Source organism: Eikenella sp. NML120348, assembly GCF_001648435.1.
Lineage (GTDB): Bacteria > Pseudomonadota > Gammaproteobacteria > Burkholderiales > Neisseriaceae > Eikenella > Eikenella exigua.
In genome coordinates this window covers 592,557-612,362 of sequence record NZ_LXSP01000001.1, presented here as the reverse complement: position 1 = coordinate 612,362, position 19,806 = coordinate 592,557, and the positions used below count along the sequence as shown (strand labels likewise).

General features: G+C 57.0%; 21 protein-coding genes, 3 tRNA genes and 1 pseudogene. 16 read left to right on the top strand and 9 right to left on the bottom strand.

What is annotated here, in order from left to right:
- Positions 1 to 308 precede the first annotated feature (308 nt).
- Positions 309 to 2,687 (bottom strand): ribonuclease R, encoded by a 2,379-nt coding sequence (gene rnr / locus A7P99_RS02935; protein ID WP_067686451.1) that lies wholly within the window; start codon positions 2,685 to 2,687, stop codon positions 309 to 311.
- A gap of 92 nt (positions 2,688 to 2,779) precedes the next feature.
- Between rnr and A7P99_RS02930 the strand changes: the two genes are divergently transcribed.
- Positions 2,780 to 2,866: transfer RNA gene (locus A7P99_RS02930), tRNA-Leu, on the top strand.
- A gap of 147 nt (positions 2,867 to 3,013) precedes the next feature.
- On the opposite strand, the gene ubiE is transcribed toward A7P99_RS02930, so the two are convergent.
- Genes ubiE through A7P99_RS02915 form a run of 3 tightly spaced genes read right to left on the bottom strand, consistent with a single transcriptional unit; the run spans position 3,014 to position 4,539 of the window.
- Positions 3,014 to 3,751: a bifunctional demethylmenaquinone methyltransferase/2-methoxy-6-polyprenyl-1,4-benzoquinol methylase UbiE gene (gene ubiE / locus A7P99_RS02925; protein ID WP_067447216.1), complete on the bottom strand. Its 738-nt coding sequence runs from the start codon at positions 3,749 to 3,751 to the stop codon at positions 3,014 to 3,016.
- A gap of 30 nt (positions 3,752 to 3,781) precedes the next feature.
- Positions 3,782 to 4,150, bottom strand: a complete 369-nt coding sequence (locus A7P99_RS02920) for a hypothetical protein (RefSeq protein WP_067686447.1) — start codon at positions 4,148 to 4,150, stop codon at positions 3,782 to 3,784.
- Positions 4,138 to 4,539 (bottom strand): gamma-butyrobetaine hydroxylase-like domain-containing protein, encoded by a 402-nt coding sequence (locus A7P99_RS02915; RefSeq protein WP_067447210.1) that lies wholly within the window; start codon positions 4,537 to 4,539, stop codon positions 4,138 to 4,140. Before A7P99_RS02915 ends, A7P99_RS02920 begins: the two co-directional genes overlap by 13 nt.
- Before the next feature lie 319 nt (positions 4,540 to 4,858).
- Here A7P99_RS02915 and A7P99_RS02910 point away from each other — a divergent pair, with 319 nt between their 5' ends.
- The 15 genes and pseudogenes from A7P99_RS02910 to A7P99_RS02840 all read left to right on the top strand — a co-directional run bounded on the left by A7P99_RS02910 (position 4,859) and on the right by A7P99_RS02840 (position 15,785).
- Positions 4,859 to 5,215, top strand: a complete 357-nt coding sequence (locus A7P99_RS02910) for a hypothetical protein (RefSeq protein WP_067447209.1) — start codon at positions 4,859 to 4,861, stop codon at positions 5,213 to 5,215.
- 9 nt (positions 5,216 to 5,224) lie between these two features.
- Positions 5,225 to 6,025, top strand: a complete 801-nt coding sequence (gene nadE / locus A7P99_RS02905; RefSeq protein ID WP_067447207.1) for an NAD(+) synthase — start codon at positions 5,225 to 5,227, stop codon at positions 6,023 to 6,025.
- Between the two features lie 2 nt (positions 6,026 to 6,027).
- A complete protein-coding gene (locus tag A7P99_RS02900) occupies positions 6,028 to 6,726 on the top strand; it encodes a YggS family pyridoxal phosphate-dependent enzyme (RefSeq protein ID WP_067527969.1) in 699 nt (232 codons plus the stop codon).
- Between the two features lie 70 nt (positions 6,727 to 6,796).
- Positions 6,797 to 7,591 (top strand): pyrroline-5-carboxylate reductase, encoded by a 795-nt coding sequence (proC, locus tag A7P99_RS02895; protein WP_067447392.1) that lies wholly within the window; start codon positions 6,797 to 6,799, stop codon positions 7,589 to 7,591.
- A gap of 6 nt (positions 7,592 to 7,597) precedes the next feature.
- Positions 7,598 to 8,158, top strand: coding sequence for a YggT family protein (locus A7P99_RS02890; protein ID WP_067447206.1), 561 nt, complete (start codon positions 7,598 to 7,600; stop codon positions 8,156 to 8,158).
- 91 nt (positions 8,159 to 8,249) lie between these two features.
- Entirely contained in the window at positions 8,250 to 8,666 is a 417-nt protein-coding gene (gene dksA / locus A7P99_RS02885) for an RNA polymerase-binding protein DksA (protein ID WP_067442509.1), read from the top strand.
- 160 nt (positions 8,667 to 8,826) lie between these two features.
- Positions 8,827 to 8,903, top strand: a tRNA-Met gene (locus A7P99_RS02880).
- Between the two features lie 5 nt (positions 8,904 to 8,908).
- Positions 8,909 to 8,984, top strand: a tRNA-Ala gene (locus tag A7P99_RS02875).
- Positions 8,985 to 9,383: 399 nt separating this feature from the next.
- Positions 9,384 to 10,151: a PhnD/SsuA/transferrin family substrate-binding protein gene (locus A7P99_RS02870; protein ID WP_067447204.1), complete on the top strand. Its 768-nt coding sequence runs from the start codon at positions 9,384 to 9,386 to the stop codon at positions 10,149 to 10,151.
- Between the two features lie 102 nt (positions 10,152 to 10,253).
- Positions 10,254 to 10,544 carry an ACT domain-containing protein gene (locus A7P99_RS02865; protein ID WP_153705420.1) on the top strand — a complete coding sequence of 97 codons (291 nt, stop codon included), beginning with the start codon at positions 10,254 to 10,256 and terminating at the stop codon, positions 10,542 to 10,544.
- A gap of 190 nt (positions 10,545 to 10,734) precedes the next feature.
- A complete protein-coding gene (locus A7P99_RS02860) occupies positions 10,735 to 12,090 on the top strand; it encodes a PFL family protein (RefSeq protein WP_067447203.1) in 1,356 nt (451 codons plus the stop codon).
- A gap of 60 nt (positions 12,091 to 12,150) precedes the next feature.
- Positions 12,151 to 12,932 (top strand): annotated as a pseudogene (trpA, locus tag A7P99_RS02855) (tryptophan synthase subunit alpha).
- Positions 12,933 to 12,944: 12 nt separating this feature from the next.
- Positions 12,945 to 13,178, top strand: coding sequence for a colicin immunity protein (locus tag A7P99_RS02850; protein WP_067447201.1), 234 nt, complete (start codon positions 12,945 to 12,947; stop codon positions 13,176 to 13,178).
- A 136-nt stretch (positions 13,179 to 13,314) separates the two neighbouring features.
- Entirely contained in the window at positions 13,315 to 14,178 is an 864-nt protein-coding gene (gene accD / locus A7P99_RS02845) for an acetyl-CoA carboxylase, carboxyltransferase subunit beta (protein WP_067447199.1), read from the top strand.
- A gap of 206 nt (positions 14,179 to 14,384) precedes the next feature.
- Positions 14,385 to 15,785, top strand: a complete 1,401-nt coding sequence (locus A7P99_RS02840) for a hypothetical protein (RefSeq protein ID WP_067447197.1) — start codon at positions 14,385 to 14,387, stop codon at positions 15,783 to 15,785.
- Positions 15,786 to 15,933: 148 nt separating this feature from the next.
- Here A7P99_RS02840 and A7P99_RS02835 read toward each other — a convergent pair whose 3' ends face one another.
- The 5 genes from A7P99_RS02835 to dusB all read right to left on the bottom strand — a co-directional run bounded on the left by A7P99_RS02835 (position 15,934) and on the right by dusB (position 19,802).
- Positions 15,934 to 17,010, bottom strand: a complete 1,077-nt coding sequence (locus A7P99_RS02835; protein WP_067447195.1) for a T6SS immunity protein Tli4 family protein — start codon at positions 17,008 to 17,010, stop codon at positions 15,934 to 15,936.
- Between the two features lie 153 nt (positions 17,011 to 17,163).
- The gene (locus tag A7P99_RS02830; RefSeq protein WP_067447193.1) at positions 17,164 to 17,646 is read right to left on the bottom strand and encodes a ProQ/FINO family protein; all 483 of its coding nucleotides are present in this window, start codon (positions 17,644 to 17,646) and stop codon (positions 17,164 to 17,166) included.
- Between the two features lie 255 nt (positions 17,647 to 17,901).
- A complete protein-coding gene (gene purE / locus A7P99_RS02825; RefSeq protein WP_067447191.1) occupies positions 17,902 to 18,390 on the bottom strand; it encodes a 5-(carboxyamino)imidazole ribonucleotide mutase in 489 nt (162 codons plus the stop codon).
- Positions 18,391 to 18,454: 64 nt separating this feature from the next.
- A complete protein-coding gene (locus A7P99_RS02820; protein ID WP_067442493.1) occupies positions 18,455 to 18,694 on the bottom strand; it encodes a Fis family transcriptional regulator in 240 nt (79 codons plus the stop codon).
- 103 nt (positions 18,695 to 18,797) lie between these two features.
- Positions 18,798 to 19,802: a tRNA dihydrouridine synthase DusB gene (gene dusB, locus A7P99_RS02815; RefSeq protein WP_067527884.1), complete on the bottom strand. Its 1,005-nt coding sequence runs from the start codon at positions 19,800 to 19,802 to the stop codon at positions 18,798 to 18,800.
- Between the last annotated feature and the right edge of the window lie 4 nt (positions 19,803 to 19,806).

The window sequence follows — 19,806 nt, the reverse complement described above, 5'->3', positions numbered from 1 at the left end:
CCGCCCGTACTTCGATATGGCCACTAATATTTGAGGCTACCTGAAAAATGAAACCCGTCTGCTTGTGCAAACGGGTTTTGTCTTTTTCAGGTAGCCTCAGCTTTGCCGAAGTAATGTTTCATCTAAAGCAAACCAACTTAACTTTCGCTACCGCGTGGGTTTGCCTTGCCATACTTCTGTACTGCATGCGGCTCACCGCCTTGTATTAAAGGTTAATTTGGCTTGCTATATTAGGCAGAAAAGGCTACCTGAAAGTGGAAATCCACTTTCAGGTAGCCTGTTTGTTTTCAGGTAGCCTCTTTTAAAGTTCAGCCGCTTTTTTTGCGGGTGCGGGGCTTGCGTTTGGCTTGGGGCTGGGCGGCCTGAGCTGGCTGGCTGTTTTTACGGCTGCGGGTTTTCTTAGCCGGAGCAGCGGGGGCTTTGGCCTTGCTTTTGGCAGCAGGTTTGCCGGCGGGAGCTTGGCTGCGGGTTCTGCCTTTTGCTGTGGCGGTTTTCCCTTTGGCTGCGGGTTTGTTGCCTTTGCCGGGCAGGCTGCCGCCGCTGATGAGCATGAGGTCGATTTTGCGGGTATCCAAGTCGGCACGGGCTACCTGAACCACAACTTTGTCGCCCATGCTGAAGCGCAAGCCGCTGCGTTCGCCTTCGATGCTCATGGTTTCGGCGCGATAGTTGAAGTAGTCTTCGCCCAATTCGCTGATGTGGACGAGGCCTTCAATGTGGATGTCGTCGAGGGTAACGAACAGGCCGAAGCCGGCCATGCCGCTGACTGTGCCGCTGAATACTTCGCCCACTTTATCTTGCATATAGTAGGTTTTGAGCCAGTTTTCCACGTCGCGACTGGCTTCATCGGCACGACGCTCGCATTGAGAACTGTGGATGCCCAGTGCGCTCCAGTTTTCGGCAGGGTTGTAGCGGCTACCTGAAAGCACGGCTTTGATGGCACGGTGTACCAGGAGGTCGGGGTAGCGGCGGATGGGGGAGGTGAAGTGGGTGTAGGCGGGGTAGGCGAGGCCGAAGTGGCCGCTGTTATCCGGCTCGTACATGGCCTGCTGCATAGAGCGCAGGAGCATCACTTGAATCAGCTCGCGGTCGGGGCGCTCGGCAGTTTGGGCGAAGAGTGCGGCGTAATCCAGCGGGGTGGGCTGTTCGCCGCCGCCGAGGGTAAGGCCGAGCAGGCCGAGCTGCTCGCGCAGGGTAGCGAGCTTTTCCGGGGTGGGGCCAGAGTGGTTGCGGAATAGGGCGGGATGCTGGTGTTTCAGCAGGAATTCGGCAGCGCACACGTTGGCGGCAAGCATGCATTCTTCGATCAGGCGGTGGGCTTCGTTGCGCACCACGGGCACGATACGTTTGATTTTGCCCTGCTTGTCGAAAATCATCTCGGTTTCGGTGGTTTCAAACTCCATCGCGCCGCGCTGGTGGCGTTTTTTGAGCAGAATTTGATAGAGTTTGTAGAGGGTATCGATGTGCGGCTTGAGCGGGTTGTCGCTGCCGTTTTCAATCCAATCCCACACTTGGGTGTAGGTGAGGCGGGCGTGGGAGCGCATCACGGCGGGGTAGAAACGGTATGATTTAAGATTGCCGGCGTAGGTGAACACCATATCGCACACCATGCACAGGCGGTCTACATCGGGATTGAGCGAGCAGATGCCGTTGGAGAGGCTTTCGGGCAGCATGGGAATCACGCGGCGCGGGAAATACACGCTGGTGGCGCGATCCAGCGCATCGGCGTCGATTGCGTCTTGAGGCTTTACATAGTGGCTCACATCGGCAATGGCCACCACCAGGCGGAAATTGCGGCCTTGTTTTTCGGCATATACGGCATCGTCAAAATCGCGCGAGCTTTCGCCGTCTATCGTTACCAGTGGTAGGTCGCGCAGGTCTTCACGGCCTTTGAGGTCGGTTTTGCGCACGGCGGAAGGAATTTTCGCGGCGGCTTTTTCGCAGGCGGTGGAGAATTGGTGGGGCAGGTGGTGCTGGCGCACGGCAATTTCGATTTCCATGCCGCTGTCGGCATAGTTGCCCAACACTTCCACCACGCTGGCCACGGCGGGGCGGTGTGTGTCGGGGTAGGCATCGATTTGAGCCACCACCACTTGGCCTGGCTTGGCCTTGCCCACCGAATCGGGTTCGAGCAGGATGCTGTCGGGCAGGCGGCTGTCTTCGGGAGAAAGCATGGCGATACCGCGCTCTATCATGAGCCGACCGACAACGGTTTTCTGCGCGCGTTCGATCACATCGAGCACTTGGCCTTCGCGGCGGCCGCGCCGATCGGTGCCGGCCGGGCGCACGGTTACCGTGTCGCCGTGCATCAGGCCGCGCATCTGGCGGGCGGGCAGCACGAAGTCGCCCTGGCCGTCGGGCGTGAGCGGCACGGCAAAGCCGAAGCCGTCTTTATGCGCTTCAACGCGGCATTTCACCAGCGCGAGTTTTTCGGCGGCACATACCATGCCGCGCCGGTTAATCAGGATTTGCCCGTCGCGCGCCATCGCAGTCAGGCGGCGTTCGAAAAAGGGCATTTCGTGCTCGGCGATATCGAGCAGGATGGCTAAAGATTCGGTTTTCAGCGGCACGCCCCTGTCTTCCAGCATTTCGGTAATCCATTCACGGCTGGGCAGGGGGTGTTCGTAGCGTTGCGTTTCCCGTTGCAGATAAGGGTCTTGCAGGCGGAGCGAGGTTTTCTTCTTCATATATTATGTTGACAAGTGGGAAATTGGCGCTATAATGCGCTCTTCTTGCATAAAGAGCAATGCTCTTTACCGCAAAGTTCGATTAAAGCAAAGCCCAGGTGGCGGAATTGGTAGACGCGCCAGCTTCAGGTGCTGGTATCCTCACGGGTGTGGAAGTTCGAGTCTTCTTCTGGGCACCAAAGAATAATGAATTAGTTAATCCTGCATGGTATGAATGAGCCATGCAGGATTTTTTATTGTTTGTTGAGTGAATTTTGTATCAAGAGGCTACCTGAAATATTTTTCGTTTTCAGGTAGCCTTTTATTTTACGACCTGCGAGCGGCAATCAGAATTTCACACCCTTATGCAGAGCCACGATGCCGGCGCTCATATTGTGGTAGTCCACGCTGTCGAAACCAGCATCGAGCATCATTTGTTTGAGGGTTTCCTGATCGGGATGCATGCGGATGGATTCGGCCAGATATTGATAGCTGTCGGCATCTTTGGCGATGAGTTTGCCTATGAGCGGCAGGAGCTTGAAGGAGTAGAGGCTGTAGGCCGGAGCGAGCATCTTGGCCACTTTGGAAAACTCCAGTACGAGCAACGTACCGCCGGGTTTGAGCACGCGGTGCATTTCTTTGAGGGCAGCGTCTTTGTGCGTCATGTTGCGCAGACCGAAGGATACGGAAACGAGGTTGAAATAGTTATCCGGGAAGGGCAGTTTTTCGGCATCGCACACGGCCACGGGCAGGAGCAGGCCTTCGTTGATCAGGCGGTCGCGGCCCACGCCGAGCATGGAGGAGTTGATGTCGGTGAGCCAGACTTCGCCGTCTTTGCCCACGCGTTTGGCCCAACCGCGCGAGAGGTCGCCCGTGCCGCCGGCAATGTCGATCACTTTACCGCCTTTGGGCACGCGGGCAGTGGTGAGGGTGAAGTGTTTCCACACGCGGTGCAGGCCGCCGGACATCACGTCGTTCATGACGTCGTATTTTTTGGCGACAGAATGGAATACTCCGGCCACTTTGGCGGCTTTTTCGCTTTCGTTTACGGTGCGGTAGCCGAAATGGGTTTGCTTATCGGGCATTATGGTGCTTTCAGGTAGCCTTTAGGCTGGTTACATCAGGTTTTGGCTGGTGGCGCAGCTTTGCAGGCCGGCCACCAGTTTTTGGAAGATTTCCTGGTTTTGGTCGTTGGGGGACAGGCCGGCACGAATCAGATCGCGTTTCCACTTTTCGCGGTCGGTATATTGGGCGGAAGCGGTGTCGTAGGCGCAGTGGCAGAGCTTGGAGGCTTCTGCTTGGCTCAATTGGCGTTTGAAGGCTTGCGGATCGAGTGCGCCTTTGACACAACCTTCGATAAAGCCGTCTTTGGCTTCTTGCTCGGTTACGTTGCTGGCGGCTTTATTGGCAATAAAGTCGCAGCCGGCCAGCAGCAAAACGGAGGCGGCGATGAGGGCGGGGAGGGTGCGGTTTAATGCGGACATTTCTTTCCTTTCGGGATAGCAAGGGTTTGTGCGGCAGGTTCTCGGGAAGCGCCGGCTTTTTCAAGGCGACGCAGGTAATCGGGCCACATTGTAGCGTATCCGCTTGCCAATTCATACAGGTAGCCCCAGCTGTAGAGGCCGCTGTCGTGGCCGTCGGAGAAGGTGATTTTGAGGGCGTAGTTGCCGGCGGGCTGCAGGTCGGTGATGCTGATGCCGGCTTTGCCGGTTTGCAGTTTGGCCTGCCCGCGCCCGTGGCCGCGCACTTCGGCGCTGGGGGAATACACGCGCAGGTATTCGGCGGGCAGGGTGTATTCGGCATCCGGGTAAACCAAGACGAGGCTTTGGCGGTCGGCTTGCAGGCGGATTTGTTGCGGGGGTTGGTGAGACATGGGGTTCCTTTGCTGTGTGATAGAGGCTACCTGAAAACGGGAACGGTGGCTAATGTGTATAGCAGGGTGGTATGCGTTTCGCCGGTGAGCTTGGAAAAGAAGTACTCTATGGTTTGCTGGTGGCGGAAGCCGCATTTTTCAGTTTGAGCGGCGCAGAAAGCTGCGGTGTTCATTGTGATTACGCTGAGGCTTCGGTTTTCAGGTAGCCCATGCAGAATCTTAGCAGATTGCCGGATTGCCGGGCTGGGCTGGGCATTTGGCTTTTGGGCGGATTGGCGATATATTACCCGCTGCCGTGCAACTGAGCGAAGGATGGCAAATGGGCGAGATAGAATTGTTGGCATACATCATCAAATGGCGCGATGAGTTTTCGGCCGATATTCGGGTGCTGAAGATTGATGCGGATATTTTTGTGCGCCCGCATGCGATTAGGATTCTACTCAGCCTGCTGCTGCGGGAAGGCTACCTGAAAAATAGCGATAACGATGAAGTGGTGCTCGAAATGGAGCTAAACCGGGCAACTTTGCAAGGCAGGGTGGATATTAGCGATTCGCTGGGGCGGTATTATTATTTGGAAGAGAATGCAAAGATTGCGGATGAAGCCGGCCTGGCTTCATTGAGCGCTTATATTCAACAGGCCGCCGATGAATTATGCGTTGGCGGATTATCAAAATAGGAAAACATGATGCAAACCCAAGCCGTTATCCGACACATCAGCCGCTGGCTGGCCGATTATGCCGTGCGCGCGGGCGCAAAAGGTTTTGTGGTGGGCATTTCCGGCGGGGTGGATTCCGCCGTGGTGTCTGCCCTGTGTGCGCACAGCGGGCTGGACGTGTTGTGCGTGGTGCTGCCCATCCGCCAACAGGCCGACCAGTTGCAGCGGGCTAACGAACACATCGCCGATTTGCAGCGCCGTTTTATGAATGTGCGCAGCCAAACGCTGGATTTAACCCCCACTTTCGAGCAGTTCGAGCGCAGCGTGGCCGACACTGCAGCCGACAATAAAAACCTGGCCATGGCCAACACCCGTTCCCGCCTGCGCATGGCCGCGCTGTATTACTACGGCCAAATCAACGGTCTGCTGGTGGCGGGCACGGGCAATAAGGTGGAAGATTTCGGCGTGGGCTTTTTCACCAAATACGGCGACGGCGGCGTGGATTTGAGCCCCATCGGCGATTTGCTCAAAACCCAAGTATACACCCTGGCCGAAGCCTTGGCGGTGCTGCCCGCCATCCGCCAAGCCGCGCCCACCGACGGGCTGTGGGACGAAGAGCGCACCGACGAGCAGCAGATGGGCGCGAGCTATCCCGAGCTGGAATGGGCGATGGCGCAAAGCGAAGCCGGCCGCCGCGCCGAAGAATTTTCCGGGCGCGAGCGCGAAGTGTTCGAGATTTACCAACGCCTGCACCGTGCCACGCTGCACAAAATCCAGCCCATCCCCGTGTGCAAAATTCCCGGCGAATTATTTGATGAAAAGGAAAAATGATGATGAGAGTGCTAACCATGAACCTGCACGCCGTGCGCGCCCGCATTTGGGCTGCCACCGAAGCGGCAGGCCGCCCCGAGCCCGAGCTGATTGCGGTGAGCAAAACCTTTCCCGCCGCCGATGTGCGCCTGTTGTGCCAGAAAAGTGCGCAGCGCGATTTCGGCGAAAACTATCTGCAGGAATTTGAAGAGAAAAGCAGCGAGCTGGCCGATATTCCAGACATCTGCTGGCACATCATCGGCCATATCCAATCCAACAAAAGCCGCATCGCTGCCGAACGTGCCCATTGGGTGCACACCGTCGACCGCGAAAAAATCGCCCGCCGCCTGAGCGATCAGCGGCCGGAAACCATGCCGCCGCTGCAAGTGCTGATTGAAGTGAACATCGGCGGCGAAGACGTCAAACACGGCGTGCCGCCGCAAGAGGAAACGCTGCGCGAACTGGCTTTTCAGGTAGCCTCTTTGCCCAGGCTGAAACTGCGCGGCCTGATGTGCGTGGCGCGGCTGGGCAGCAGCGAAGAAGAGTTGCGCCAGCAGTTTGGCCGCATGAACGAATTGCTGCAATTTTTGCAGGCACAGGGATTGGATGTGGACGTGCTCTCCATGGGCATGTCGGACGATTTGGAAACCGCCATCGCCTGCGGTGCCACCCATGTGCGCATCGGCAGCGCCATTTTTGGGCAACGGGATTATGGCGAATAAAGGTTTCAGGTAGCCTGTCTGCAGGAGGATGAGGCTACCTGAAACCTCCAACCACTACAAAGGAACCATCGTGACCATCTATTTTCTCGGCGCAGGCAATATGGCCTCTGCCATTATCGCCGGCATGAGCCGTGCTGGCGGTTTCGATATCTGTGCCATCGACTACAGTACCGACAAGTTGGCCGCGCTTGCGCAGCAATACGGCATTGCCACCGCTACTGAGTTGCCGCTGCTGAATGAGGGCGATGTGCTGGTGCTGGCGGTGAAGCCGCAGGATATGCAGGCGGCACTGCAAAACGTGCAAACGGGTGGCGCGCTGGTGTTGTCGATTGCCGCCGGGCTGCCGTGCGCGGCTTTGAGCCGCTGGCTGGGCGGCACGCGCCGCATTGTGCGCATCATGCCGAACACGCTGGCGCAAGTGGGGCAGGGCGTGGCCGGCTTGTTTGCCGACAGCGGCACATCTGCGGCTGATCGGGAGTTGCCCGACCGCATCATGCGTGCCAGCGGGCAAATTCTGTGGCTGGATAGTGAAGACGGCCTGCACCGCATTACCGGTATCAGCGGCAGCGGCCCGGCCTATGTGTTCTACCTGCTTGAAGCGCTGCAAAACGCCGCAAGGCAGCAGGGTTTCAATGTGGAAGAAGCACGGCAACTCAGTTTGGCCACCTTCCAAGGTACGGTGCGGCTGGCCGAGCAGAGCGGAGAAGAGTTTTCCGATTTGCGGCAAAAAGTTACTTCCCAAGGCGGCACCACTTATGCTGCGCTGCAAAGCTTTGAGGCGCACGGTGTGGCTGAAGCGATTGGGGCGGGCGTGGCCGCCTGTGTGGCGCGTTCGCAGGAATTGGCTGAGCAGTTGGCGGAATAGGGCGGTATGTTTAATCAATTTGTCGCCCTGCTCGCTGATGCGCTGGCCATGCTTCTGTTGGCACGCTGCCTGCTGCAATACGGTCGTTTGAACTATATGCATCCGCTGGCGCAGTTTTGCTGCCGCAGCAGCGACTGGCTGGTGAAGCCGCTACGCCGTCTACTTCCTCCCTTGGGCGGTTTGGACAGCGCCTGCATCTTGGCGGCTTGGCTGCTGTATGTAGCGTTGTATTTGTTGTTGTCACTACTCAATCTGCCGGCGGGGATGTTTGGCTGGCCGATAGTAGCGGCAGATGTGTTGCTCGCTGCGCTTGTCCTTACGCGTTCGGCAGCTTATGTGTTGCTGGGCGGTTTGTTGTGGCGCATGGTGCTGTCTTTATCGCAGACGTATTCGCCGCTGGTGGCGGTGCTCAGCCGCGTGTATGAGCCGCTGTGCCGCCCATTTGCCTTTTTGCGTATCGGTCGCTGGGATTTTTCAGGTAGCCTGTTGGCGCTTTTACTGTGGGGCTGGATTGGCTGGGGGTTGCCGGCGATTATCATGCATTTGAATTTTTTGCTCTTGCCATAAGCGGTCGGCTGTTTTATATTTCATCCTTTTATAAAAGAAGCAGCCGCTTGCGGGAAGGGCGGTTGGTAGAATTTCACAAAAAGGATAACTCATGGCAAAACTAACCGAGCAAGACATCATCAACTGGAAAGGCCCGGAAGAGGAGTATATGAATGCTGATCAGCTGGCTTTTTTCCGTGAGTTGTTGGTTAAGCTGCAAGACGAGCTGATTCAAAAGGCGGCCGACACTACTGGCCATCTGCAAAACCATGAAGCTGCCCCCGACCCGGCTGATCGTGCCACGCAGGAAGAAGAATATGCGCTGGAGTTGCGCACCCGCGACCGTGAGCGTAAATTGTTGAACAAAATTCAGGCCTCGCTGCGTCAGATTGATGAAGGTGAATATGGCTATTGCGTCGATACCGGCGAGCCCATCGGCCTCAAGCGCTTGCTCGCCCGCCCTACTGCCACTTTGTCGGTGGAAGCGCAGGAGCGGCGTGAGCGCATGAAGAAACAGTTTGCGGGTTGATACATCAAATGGACTGGCGAGTGAAATACTGGCTTGTTTGAGTTTTGAAAAGCAGTGTGAAAAATAGTTATCCATATAAATCAAACTATAGCAAAAAAGTGTGTTTTGGGGTTTGACAGAATTTGAGAAAGCCGTATAATACACGCCTTCTGGAAGAAGTGGCGAATTAGCTCAGCTGGTTAGAGCAGAGGAATCATAATCCTTGTGTCCGGGGTTCGAGTCCCTGATTCGCCACCAAATTGGGGGGTATAGCTCAGTTGGTAGAGCGCTTGCATGGCATGCAAGAGGTCAGCGGTTCGATCCCGCTTACCTCCACCAAATTTCAAAGAGTCGGCTAAAACAACCGGCTCTTTTTGCATTTTCAGGTAGCCTTTGCCGTATGGTGTTGGGTATACACACTTGATGTGGTGGAGGAGAATCAATATTGGCAGCAAACCCTTGCCTGATGCTGCTTCTCTCAAATCCATGCCAAGCAAAAAATCACCTATATAGGTGGTTTTTTATCGTAGGTAAAGGTGGTAAGATAATTACATTAGAACGATAATGACTCTTTTCGCCCCCGCTGTTTTGGAGCGATAAGGGTAGGGCGCTTGGAATGCAGTTGATGTTTGAATTTCTAAGTTTTCAGGTAGCCTCAATCCAATCTTGAAACACAAATACACATTCTCATTTGTTGTGAATACAGGAATTACCCAGCAAAAACAAGGAAAAAGTTTTATGGTGCAACAAGCTGGAATCAACTTTGTGGTGGCGCCGGATTACCTGCCCGACCACTTCAGCCATTGGTATCTACTCAGCAGTCATTTACAGCGCGAAACCGAACTCTCCATCCATCTGCATCTGCCTGCTAATGCTGCAGAAATACAGGAGTTAGCCGAGGGCGGCAAAATGGATATGCTCTATGCCAATGCTTTTGATGCCGTGGCACTGATTAAAGATAAAGGCTATTTGCCGCTGGTGTGCTTGAAAGATAAATTCGATGAAGCCGTAGTGGCCGTATCCGCCGAATCAGAGTATCAAAAAATAGAAGATTTGCCGGCTGATGCGTTGATCGAAACCGGTCCCAATCCCGATATCCGCTGCCTTGGCCTGCATTTGTTGAAACAGGCCGGGTTGGATGTGGAACAGCTTAAAATTGAAGAAGCCGCTACCTTTCCCCAGGCAGCCTCTGCCCTGATTAGAGGCCAAGCACAGGCCGGCTTCTTTCTGGCTAGTACCTATGCCTACATGAGCAAGCGCACGCTTGAGCAGCTGCGTATTTTGCAGGAAAGTAGTTTTGCCGTCGTCACACATATGGTGGTATTGCATCCTGATTTTGCCGAACAGCAAGAAGCCCTGCGTCAGGCATTTGCCGAGATGGCCGACAAACCCACCGGCAAAACCACGTTGGAAGCATTGGATTTGCCTGCCGGTTTCGCCGCCCTCACTCAAGAAGCTGCCGAACAGATGGTGGCCAATGCCGAAAACGGCCAACAGGATGATTGAGCACGGCCACCGTTCTATGCATGCCCATATCCTAGGAGGCCTTTGCGAACACACCGCAGAGCGGCACTTCGCAAAGGCCTCAAATTTTCAAACAGAAATTGAATGACTATGCCCCAGCCTAACCCCCATTCCATACTCACCATTATCGGCAAAGACCGCATCGGCATCGTTTACGACGTATCCAAACTCTTGACCGAACATCAAATCAACATCCTCAATATCAGCCAGCAGCTCATGGGCGAATATTTCACCATGATTATCCTGATGGACACCAGCCGCTGCCCGCAAAGCCGCGAAGAAATGCTGAGCGTGTTTGCCCAAGCCGGTGAGAAGCTGGGCTTGGATATTCGCATGCAAAACGAAGCGTTGTTCAACGCTATGCACCGGATTTAATTTGCAGGCTACCTGAAAGCTCTTCGCCGCGATTACAGTATTTTAGGCAGGGAATATGTTTCAGGTAGCCTGAAGTGAGGAAATACCCAGAGATATTCGCATACCAGATGCGCAAAAGTGTTGAAGGAGCTCATGGAAATATGTATGTCAAACTCAAAATCTAATACAACAATATGAAGGCTACCTGAAAATGTCCCTTCACTTTACCGAAATCCTCGAAACTATCCGCATGGTGTCCGAGCAAAACTTTGACGTGCGCACCATCACCATCGGCATTGACCTGCACGACTGCATCAGTCCTGACCTGGAACAGCTCAACCGCAACATCTACGACAAAATCACCCGTATCGGCAAAAACCTGGTCACGACTGCCACAGCACTCTCCGCCAAATACGGCGTGCCCATCGTCAACCAGCGCATTGCCGTCACCCCGATTGCGCAAATCGCCGCCGCGACCGGGGCGGACAGCTATGTGAGCGTGGCAGAGACGCTGGACAAGGCGGCCAAAGCCATCGGCGTTTCCTTTATCGGCGGCTTCTCCGCCCTGGTGCACAAAGGCCTCTCGCCCGCCGACCGCGTCCTGATCGCCAGCATCCCGGAGGCGATGCGCATGACCGACATCGTCTGCGCCTCCATCAATATCGGCAGTACCCGCGCCGGTATCAACATGGACGCGGTCAAGCTCGCGGCGGACACCATCAAGCACACCGCCGCCATTACCCCGGAAGGCTTCGGCTGCGCCAAAATCGTCGTCTTCTGCAACGCCGTCGAAGACAACCCCTTCATGGCGGGTGCCTTCCACGGCGCGGGCGAAGCGGACGCCGTCATCAACGTCGGCGTCTCCGGACCGGGCGTGGTGCAGGCGGCACTGCAACACTGCGACGGCAAGAACCTCACCGAAATCGCCGAAATCGTCAAAAAAACCGCCTTCAAAATCACCCGCGTCGGCGAACTCATCGGTCAGGAAGCGGCGCGGCTCCTCGGCATCCCCTTCGGCATTCTTGACCTCTCGCTCGCGCCCACCCCTGCCGTCGGTGACAGCGTCGCCCGCATTCTCGAAGCGATGGGCCTCAGCGTCTGCGGCACGCACGGCACCACCGCCGCCCTTGCCCTGCTGAATGACGCGGTGAAAAAAGGCGGGATGATGGCCTCATCCGCCGTCGGCGGCCTGAGCGGCGCCTTCATCCCCGTCTCCGAAGACGAAGGCATGATTGCCGCCGCTGCCAGTGGCGTCCTTACCCTGGACAAACTCGAAGCGATGACGGCAGTGTGCTCCGTTGGCCTCGACATGGTCGCCGTGCCGGGCGACACCCCGGCGGCGACCATTGCGGGCATCATCGCCGACGAAGCCGCCATCGGCATGATCAACAGCAAAACCACCGCCGTGCGCATCATCCCCGTACCGGGCAAAGGCGTGGGCGAACACGTCGAATTCGGTGGCCTGCTCGGCTATGCGCCGATCATGCCGGTCAAGGCGGGCTCGTGTGCGGACTTCATCGCGCGCGGCGGCCGCATCCCCGCACCGGTGCAGTCGATGAAGAATTAAACCAAAGGCTACCTGAAACCTTTATTTGGTTTTCAGGCAGCCTTAGATATGGATGAAATCATTGGTAGAATCAAACAAGTCTTTCAAAAAAACGATACACATAAAGCCTTGGTTGCCTACATCACCGCCAGCGACCCAAACTTTGAAACCACACTGGAGCTGATGCGCAGCCTGGCCGCCAATGGCGCGGATATTATCGAGCTGGCGTGCTGTTTCCTGCCCCGATGTTGGACGGCCCCACCATCCAGCGTGCCGCCGAGCGTGCCTTGGTAAACGGAGTCGCCCTGAAAGATGTATTGGAAACCGTGTGCCGTTTCCGCCAAAGCAACCAAAGCACGTCCGTGGTGCTGATGGGCTACCTGAACCCGATTCACAAAATGGGCTATGCGCCATTCGTACGTGCCGCCAAAGAAGCTGGCGTAGACGGCGTGCTTACGGTGGATAGCCCGATTGAAACCGTGGCTCCGCTGCATAACGCGCTCAAGGCCGCCGGGCTCGACACCATTTTCCTGGTTGCCCCCACCACCGGCGAGGAGCGGATGGCTGAAATTGCCAAGCTGGCTTCCGGCTTCGTGTATTACGTATCGCTCAAAGGCGTTACCGGCTCGGCCAGCCTGAACACTGCTGAAGTAGCCGAAAAAGTGGCTGTGCTGCGCCGCCATATGCCGCTACCGATTTGTGTGGGCTTCGGCATTTCCGATGCCGAGAGCGCGCGGCAAGTCGCCGCTGTGGCCGACGGCGTGGTGATCGGCAGCCGCATTGTGAAAGAAATCGAAGCCAACCCCGGCCGCGAGGTAGAAGCCGCAGGCAAGTTGGTGAAAAGCTTGAGAGAAGCCATTTAAGGCTACCTGAAAATGACGCGGGACGAATTAATCGATTTAGGGAAGCGCATCTTGGCGGAAGAAGACGATGATGTGCTGGACGGTTTGATGGCAGAGTTCGACCGCAATGTGCTCCATCCCGAAGGCAGCAGCCTGTTTTTCTACCCCGAAGGGTGGAACGCCCGCAGCGGCGGCCTGGCGGATTACGCGCCCACGGCGGAAGAAGTGGTGGATGCCTGTTTGGCCTACTGCCCGATTTGCTTGTAAAACCGCCGCCCGCAGCCGGGCAAAATCCTTGCGGTCTTTACAAAACTTGCCTAAACCGCCGCTATTGGCTACTATCCCGCCCGGCTGTTGCCCCAAGTGGCAAACCAAACCTAATTAGGAGCAAATGGAGTAAATCATGAGTTGGCTCGATAAAATCCTCCCCCCGAAAATCAAACGCGAAGATAGCGGCAAATCCGGCGTGCCGGAAGGCCTGTGGCGCAAATGCCCGGCCTGCTCTGAAGTGCTGTATGCCTCCGATTTGGAAGAAAACCACCAAGTTTGCCCCAAGTGCAACCACCATAATCCGCTCAGCGCCCGCGAGCGGCTGGATCTGCTGCTAGACGAAGCTGGCCGCGAAGAAATCGGCGCCGAGGTGAAGCCCACCGATATTCTGAAATTCAAAGACAGCAAAAAATACCCCGACCGCCTCAGCGCGGCGCGCAAAGCCACCGGCGAAAACGATGCGTTGGTGGTGATGAAAGGCGAAATGGACGGGCTGCCCGTGGTGGTGGCTGCATTTGAATTCCGCTTTATCGGCGGCTCGATGGGCTCGGTGGTGGGCGAACGTTTTGTGCGCGGCGTGCGCGAGGCTGCGGAAAACGGCTGCTCCTTTATCTGTGTGGCCGCTTCCGGCGGGGCGCGGATGCAGGAAGGCCTGAGCTCGCTGATGCAGATGACCAAAACCAGTGCCGTGCTGCACCTGTTGAGCGACAAGCAGCTGCCCTTTATTTCTGTGCTCACCGACCCGACCATGGGCGGCGTTTCTGCCAGCTTTGCCTTTTTGGGCGACGTGGTGCTGGCCGAGCCGAACGCGCTGGTGGGCTTTGCCGGCCCGCGCGTGATTGAGCAGACAGTGCGCGAAAAGCTGCCTGAAGGTTTCCAGCGTGCCGAATTCCTGCTAGAAAAAGGCGCCATCGACCAGATTGTGGACCGCCGCGAAATGAAAGCGCGTATCGCCAAACTCATCCGCCTGCTGCGCAACCAGCCGGTGGCGGCTTAGTTGTGATACGAATGGAAACAGGCCGGAGCAATCCGGCCTGTTTTGCCGTTTTGGAGAGGCTACCTGAAAAAGCAGGGGGAGCTGTTTAAAACCCTTCCCGTACCCATCGGACTGAGGCTATCTGAAACTGGAAAGCCGTTTTCAGGTAGCCCCTCAAGCCGCCCGCCTCCGATATAATCCCATCCGTTGTGTGCCGAGGAAACCGAATGAAACGCCTATTGAAACGCCCACTGCGTGTGACCGTCATCCTGATTTTGGCTGCCGTTGCCATCCTGTATGTCGTATCCGAATGGCTGAAACAGCGCGAAATCCGTGCCGCCGAAGCCGACCTGGCTTTGCTGGCTGCCCCACCCGCGCCGCCGCCGTCTGTGAAAAATGGCATAGACGCGCTGTGGCTGCTGGAATACCGCACCGCCAGCGATGACGAACGCGCCGATTTGATGCGCCGCTTCGGCCACATTATCCCAGGCGATCTCGATGCCTATCGGCAGCATTCGGAGTTGGTGGCCAAACGCCTGCCACCATCCGACGACATCTTGACATTCAACGGTACGGCGGCGGAATACCTGGCCGAAATCCGCGCGAACCCGCCGAAATACCGCGCCGAGGCGGCAAAACATGCCGAACTGTTTGCCAATGTAGATAATCTGGCCGATTACGACACCTTCGCCCCGCGCGACTGGCCGAACAATAAAGAAGATTTGGGCAGTATAAGGCTGCCGCATTTGAGTATCGCCATTCGCAGCCATACCGTAGCCGCGCTGGATTGGGCGCAGGGCAGGGAAAACGAAGCCTGGCGGCGCGTCTGCCGCAACATCAAAACCGGCCGCAGCCTGCTGCACAGCCGACCCGGCCTGATTTACCCCATGATCGGTAACGCCATTATCCTCCGTAATACCGGCCTGGCGGCGCAAATGCTGTATGAAAAGCCTGAATGGGCAAACCATCTGCCCGCCGAATGCGGCGGCATGTTTGAGGTGTTGGCCGAGCGGGAACAAAGCCTCTGTTTGGTGATGCAGGACGAATTCCACCTGGCTACTAACCTGTCCCTAAAACTGGAAGGCAAAGGATGGCAGATGATGCAGGTGCAGGAAGGGCGGGAACTTCTAGCTTTGGGCGAAGAACAAAGTGATGCCGCCGCCGATTTCGCACTGTTGGCCCTGCCGCGTTTCGATGCGGTGCACAGTTTGGTTATAGCCGCACCTCATTATGCCGCTTTCTGCAAACCCGCTGCCACCGCCGTTTTGCGGGCAGACCGAAAGGTGCAGTGGTCGCAGCCAACTGCCAAAACGTTTGCCCGGAAATGGGCGTGCCTGAGCAACAGTGTAGGCTGCCGGTACGTTGATCAGGCTATGCCTTTGTTTGATACCTATGTTCACCGCCTGCAAGACACCGCCATGCAGCAGCGTGCCTTTAACGCGGCCCTGGCCTTATACCGCCTGCCCGCCGGCCAGCGCCGTGCCGCCTTGGATAAGGTCTTGGCCGAACATTCCTCCCCATCGCGCAAATTGAGCTGGAATGAGCAGGAGCGGATGATTTATTTCGATGCATACAGCCAAAACAAGGTGCCGGATCCGATTCCGGTTAACCTGAATGCCGAAAAATAGGGTGCAGCTGGTCTGAAAAAAGATAAGCTGCCGTCAGATCAATTTGCCTGCGCCAGGAGGCGCGGCAATAGCTGTGCTACATCCGATAAATTAAGGCTACCTGAAACAGAAAAACCGTTTCAGGTAGCCTTTTGCTTGGGTTGCCGGGTTATTCCACCGGTTTGAGGGTGGCCAGGACAGTATCCCAAATGGCGAAGATTTCCTGTTGGCTGCGTTTGGTGCTGTCGAAGGTTTCGATGCCGAAGGGCATCATTACGAGGTGGTCGCTTTCGCGCTCCCACCTAAGCAGGTAGTGGTTGCCGTCCCAGCGGCTGATTTTTTCGTAGCCGGGCATGCCGTTGATGGTGCGCGGGCCTTGGCGGACGGCGCGGGCGGTGAGCGATTGCATAAAGCCTTTCAAGCCTTCGGTGTCGGGGTGGTTGCGGCTGTTGGCGATGGAGGCGCTGCGCGGGTTGCGGCCTTGTACGATGAGGATGTAGGTGTCGTCTTGGCCGGTGAAATAAACGCTGGTGCTGGCTTTAAAGGGGATATCGCCGTTGTCGGCAAAAAAGCCGTCGGGGATGCATACGCCTTTACGGCGCGGCACTTCGTATGGCTGGCGTTCGCGCAGGCGGGAGGTGAGCTCGCGGCGCATTTCCTGCGTTGCCTTGTCGAGCAGCGGGCGTTCCTGCTGTCGCCAGTTGTGTGGTTCCGTGCCGCCGGGGGTGGGGATTTTGAAGCTGCCGTCGGTATGGAAACCGCCGTTTGGCCCAAGTTTGATGATGAGCTCGGCTTCGTAGCGGATGCCGAGGCTTGAACTCAGGCGGCTGCCGTCGAACATGGGCGTGTTGCGGGTGAATTGCAGGAAGGCGCGGCCGGGGATGAGCTCGCGCTCGCCGATATAGCCTTCGCCGTGGCCGGTGCGCCGATCGAAATAGCGGTTAAATCCGCCTTGCCACCTTTGGGTGAGGATGACGTTGAGGAAACGCCAATCGTCGGCGTAGTGTTTGATATGCCAGCCATTGTAGTGGTAGTTTTCAGTTTGGCCTTGGTCTCTTGAGCCGTAGCGGCGCTCGGCGGGCAGGCGCATTTGCACACGGCCGGCGCAATAGGGCTGGGCAGTCCAATAGGCGGTGTTGATCATGGAGGTGTCGGTGGGTTGGTCGGTGGTGGGCGGAGGCAGGGGGTTGCCGGCACAGGCAGCGAGCAGTAGGGCGGTGATGGGTAGGAGGATGGGTGTGCGCATGTGGTTTTCCTTATGTGGGATTAGAGTTTGAGGCTACCTGAAAGTTTCAGGTAGCCTGTAGTGTGGTTGTGGGTATTCATTGGCGCTAATTCATATTGAAGCACAACAAAAGGCTACCTGAAACTTTTCAGGTAGCCTTTATGGGACGTAGATTTATTCGGCTGCCGGGGCGGCAGGGGTTTCTGCGACGAGAGCAGCAGTTTCCGCTGCGGCTTCGGCGGGCTGTTCGGCAACGGCGGCTTCAGCCTCGGCCGCTTGTTGTTCGGCCTGTTTGGCGGCTTGGCGGGCAAGCATTTCCTGCACGGCGGGGTGTTGTTGGGCGATGGCCTGCTCTTCGGGGCTGACTTTGCCTTTGAAGCGGTTGTTCAAATCGAAGCGTTTGCCGCCGCGTGCCAGTGATTTAAGGTAGCGCGGGCGGCGGCAGTGGTTGGAAAGCACGCGGGCAATCAGGGCGGGGTCGTATTGGGGCAGGGCGGCAACGAGGTCTTTGTCGATGCCCAAGGCCAGGGGTTTGAAGCGTTTGAACACGTCGTATTTGCCGTAGATGTGGTCGGCAATCAGATCGGTTTGCTTTTTCTTGCTCATGGTCTGCACGGCAGATTTGAGGGCGGCTCCCAAGGCGGTTTCTTGTGTCATGGCGGGTTCTCGTTTAGGGGGGTAGTGGGTGGATTGTGGCACAGCTTGGCAGTTTTGGCGAACAATCCTTGCGTTTTTGCCGGTTTGTGCGGCTTTGTCTGGCAATAATTGCTATTTTGCCGGACGGCAGGTGTTGCTTTCAGGTAGCCTGAATAGCGTGGATTTTGCAGCTGAAGCCTTTCTTTCATGCCGGGCAGCCCGCTGCAGAAGTACAGTCAGTACACGGCCAAACGGGCTAGGCAAGCAGGGTTTTAGCTATTCGACTTCGGGCAGTTCCATGGTCAACACGGTTTGGCGCTGGGTTTCGCGGAAATCAGCAAGTTTTTGTGCGATGGCGGCATCGTGGTTGGCAAGCAGGGCGGCGGCAAAGAGGGCGGCATTGGAGGCACCGGCTTCGCCGATGGCGAAGGTGGCCACGGGAATGCCTTTGGGCATCTGCACGATAGAAAGCAGGGAGTCTTCGCCGTGCAAATATTTGCTGGGCACGGGCACGCCGAGCACGGGCAGAGTGGTTTTGGCGGCCACCATGCCGGGCAGGTGGGCGGCACCGCCAGCGCCGGCAATAATGGCCTGCAGGCCGCGCTCGCGGGCGGTTTCGGCGTATTCAAACATCAAGTCGGGTGTGCGGTGGGCGGAAACCACGCGGGTTTCGTAGGCGATGCCGAATTGTTTGAGCACGGCGGCGGCGTGCTGCATTACGGCCCAATCGCTGTTGCTGCCCATGATGATGCCGATTTTGGTCATTTAGGTGTTCCTTGTGGTTTTGGAGTAAGAGGCTACCTGAAAAATATTGGCAATGGCGCGGCTGCTAAATCAGGCCGTGGGCGGTGAGCTTTTTGCGCAGGGTATTGCGGTTTAGGCCGAGCACTTGGGCGGCTTTGGATTGGTTGCCTTCGCAATGCGCCATCACGCAGCGCAAAAGCGGCAGTTCTACTTGCTGCAACACCATTTGATACACGTCGTGCGCCGGTTGGCCGTCGAGATCGGTAAAGTATTGCTGCAGGCTGTTTTCGATGCAAGTAGTGATATGGCTGTTCTGACGGAGCATTTTGCTCTCCTTTTATTATTGTGGTGTAAAAATGGGGGTGGCAAACCGGCACATTATGAAGCAGCGGGTATTGCCAGCTTCCCTTTGTGCGGTTTGCGGTGTTTCAGGCCTGCCGCCAGGGGCAGGGCCAGTATTCGTGTTGTTCGGACTGTGCGACCAAAAAGGCGGCTAGCCCGTTGTATTGCGCTTCGGCACTCTCCAGCGCGTTGAGGCGACGGCGTTCGGTCTCGCCTTCCGGCAGGTCGGCCAGATACCAGCCGATGTGTTTGCGGGCAATGCGCATGCCGGCTACTTCGCCATAGAAGCCGTGCATGGCACGGATATGGCCAAGCAGGGCTTCGGAGGCTACCTGAAAAGGCAGCGGCGGCGGCAGGCTGCCGTGTGCGAGGTAGTGTGCCACATCGCGAAACAGCCAAGGCCGACCCTGGGCGGCGCGGCCGATCATCACGCCGTCGGCGCCGGTTTCAGCCAATACGCGCGCGGCTTTCTGCGGGCTGTCGATATCGCCGTTTACCCACACGGGAATGCTTAGTCGGCGTTTGGCTTCGGCAATCAGGCCGTATTCGGCCTGGCCGCGATACATTTGAGTGCGGGTGCGGCCGTGGATGGCGATGGCAGCAATGCCGGCGTCTTCGGCCATGCGGGCAATGGTGAGGATATTTTTGTGCTCGTCGTGCCAGCCCAGCCTTGTTTTGAGGGTAACCGGCACACTCACTGCGCGCACCACGGCATTTAAAATTTCGGCCACCAAGGGCTCGTTTTGCAGTAGGGCACTACCGGCCTGCACCTGGCATACTTTCTTGGCCGGGCAGCCCATATTGATGTCGATAAGCTGCGCGCCCTGCGCCACGTTGTAGCGGGCGGCTTCGGCCATTTGAGCCGGGTTGCTGCCGGCAATCTGCACGGCAATCACACCGCTTTCGCCGCTGCGGTCGATGCGGTTGAGGGTTTTGCGCGTGTTTTGCAGATCGGGGTTGCTGCTGATCATTTCGCCCACCGTCCAGCCCGCGCCGAATTGCCGTGCCAGCATGCGGAACGGTTTGTCGGTGATGCCGGCCATCGGCGCGAGCGCCACGGCGGGGGAAACAGTGTAGGGGCCGATTTGCATAAAG

Excerpts from the sequence above, each read along its gene's own strand:
- A7P99_RS02835 (WP_067447195.1), bottom strand. The coding sequence starts at position 17,010 with ATGCGCACACCCATCCTCCTACCCATCACCGCCCTACTGCTCGCTGCC.
- nadE (WP_067447207.1), top strand. The coding sequence starts at position 5,225 with ATGCAAACCCAAGCCGTTATCCGACACATCAGCCGCTGGCTGGCCGAT.
- dusB (WP_067527884.1), bottom strand. The coding sequence starts at position 19,802 with ATGCAAATCGGCCCCTACACTGTTTCCCCCGCCGTGGCGCTCGCGCCG.
- A7P99_RS02900 (WP_067527969.1), top strand. The coding sequence starts at position 6,028 with ATGAGAGTGCTAACCATGAACCTGCACGCCGTGCGCGCCCGCATTTGG.
- A7P99_RS02870 (WP_067447204.1), top strand. The coding sequence starts at position 9,384 with ATGGTGCAACAAGCTGGAATCAACTTTGTGGTGGCGCCGGATTACCTG.
- A7P99_RS02890 (WP_067447206.1), top strand. The coding sequence starts at position 7,598 with ATGTTTAATCAATTTGTCGCCCTGCTCGCTGATGCGCTGGCCATGCTT.
- A7P99_RS02915 (WP_067447210.1), bottom strand. The coding sequence starts at position 4,539 with ATGTCTCACCAACCCCCGCAACAAATCCGCCTGCAAGCCGACCGCCAA.
- rnr (WP_067686451.1), bottom strand. The coding sequence starts at position 2,687 with ATGAAGAAGAAAACCTCGCTCCGCCTGCAAGACCCTTATCTGCAACGG.
- A7P99_RS02850 (WP_067447201.1), top strand. The coding sequence starts at position 12,945 with ATGACGCGGGACGAATTAATCGATTTAGGGAAGCGCATCTTGGCGGAA.
- purE (WP_067447191.1), bottom strand. The coding sequence starts at position 18,390 with ATGACCAAAATCGGCATCATCATGGGCAGCAACAGCGATTGGGCCGTA.
- A7P99_RS02840 (WP_067447197.1), top strand. The coding sequence starts at position 14,385 with ATGAAACGCCTATTGAAACGCCCACTGCGTGTGACCGTCATCCTGATT.
- A7P99_RS02820 (WP_067442493.1), bottom strand. The coding sequence starts at position 18,694 with ATGCTCCGTCAGAACAGCCATATCACTACTTGCATCGAAAACAGCCTG.
- ubiE (WP_067447216.1), bottom strand. The coding sequence starts at position 3,751 with ATGCCCGATAAGCAAACCCATTTCGGCTACCGCACCGTAAACGAAAGC.
- accD (WP_067447199.1), top strand. The coding sequence starts at position 13,315 with ATGAGTTGGCTCGATAAAATCCTCCCCCCGAAAATCAAACGCGAAGAT.
- A7P99_RS02910 (WP_067447209.1), top strand. The coding sequence starts at position 4,859 with ATGGGCGAGATAGAATTGTTGGCATACATCATCAAATGGCGCGATGAG.
- A7P99_RS02860 (WP_067447203.1), top strand. The coding sequence starts at position 10,735 with ATGTCCCTTCACTTTACCGAAATCCTCGAAACTATCCGCATGGTGTCC.
- A7P99_RS02865 (WP_153705420.1), top strand. The coding sequence starts at position 10,254 with ATGACTATGCCCCAGCCTAACCCCCATTCCATACTCACCATTATCGGC.
- A7P99_RS02830 (WP_067447193.1), bottom strand. The coding sequence starts at position 17,646 with ATGACACAAGAAACCGCCTTGGGAGCCGCCCTCAAATCTGCCGTGCAG.
- dksA (WP_067442509.1), top strand. The coding sequence starts at position 8,250 with ATGGCAAAACTAACCGAGCAAGACATCATCAACTGGAAAGGCCCGGAA.
- A7P99_RS02920 (WP_067686447.1), bottom strand. The coding sequence starts at position 4,150 with ATGTCCGCATTAAACCGCACCCTCCCCGCCCTCATCGCCGCCTCCGTT.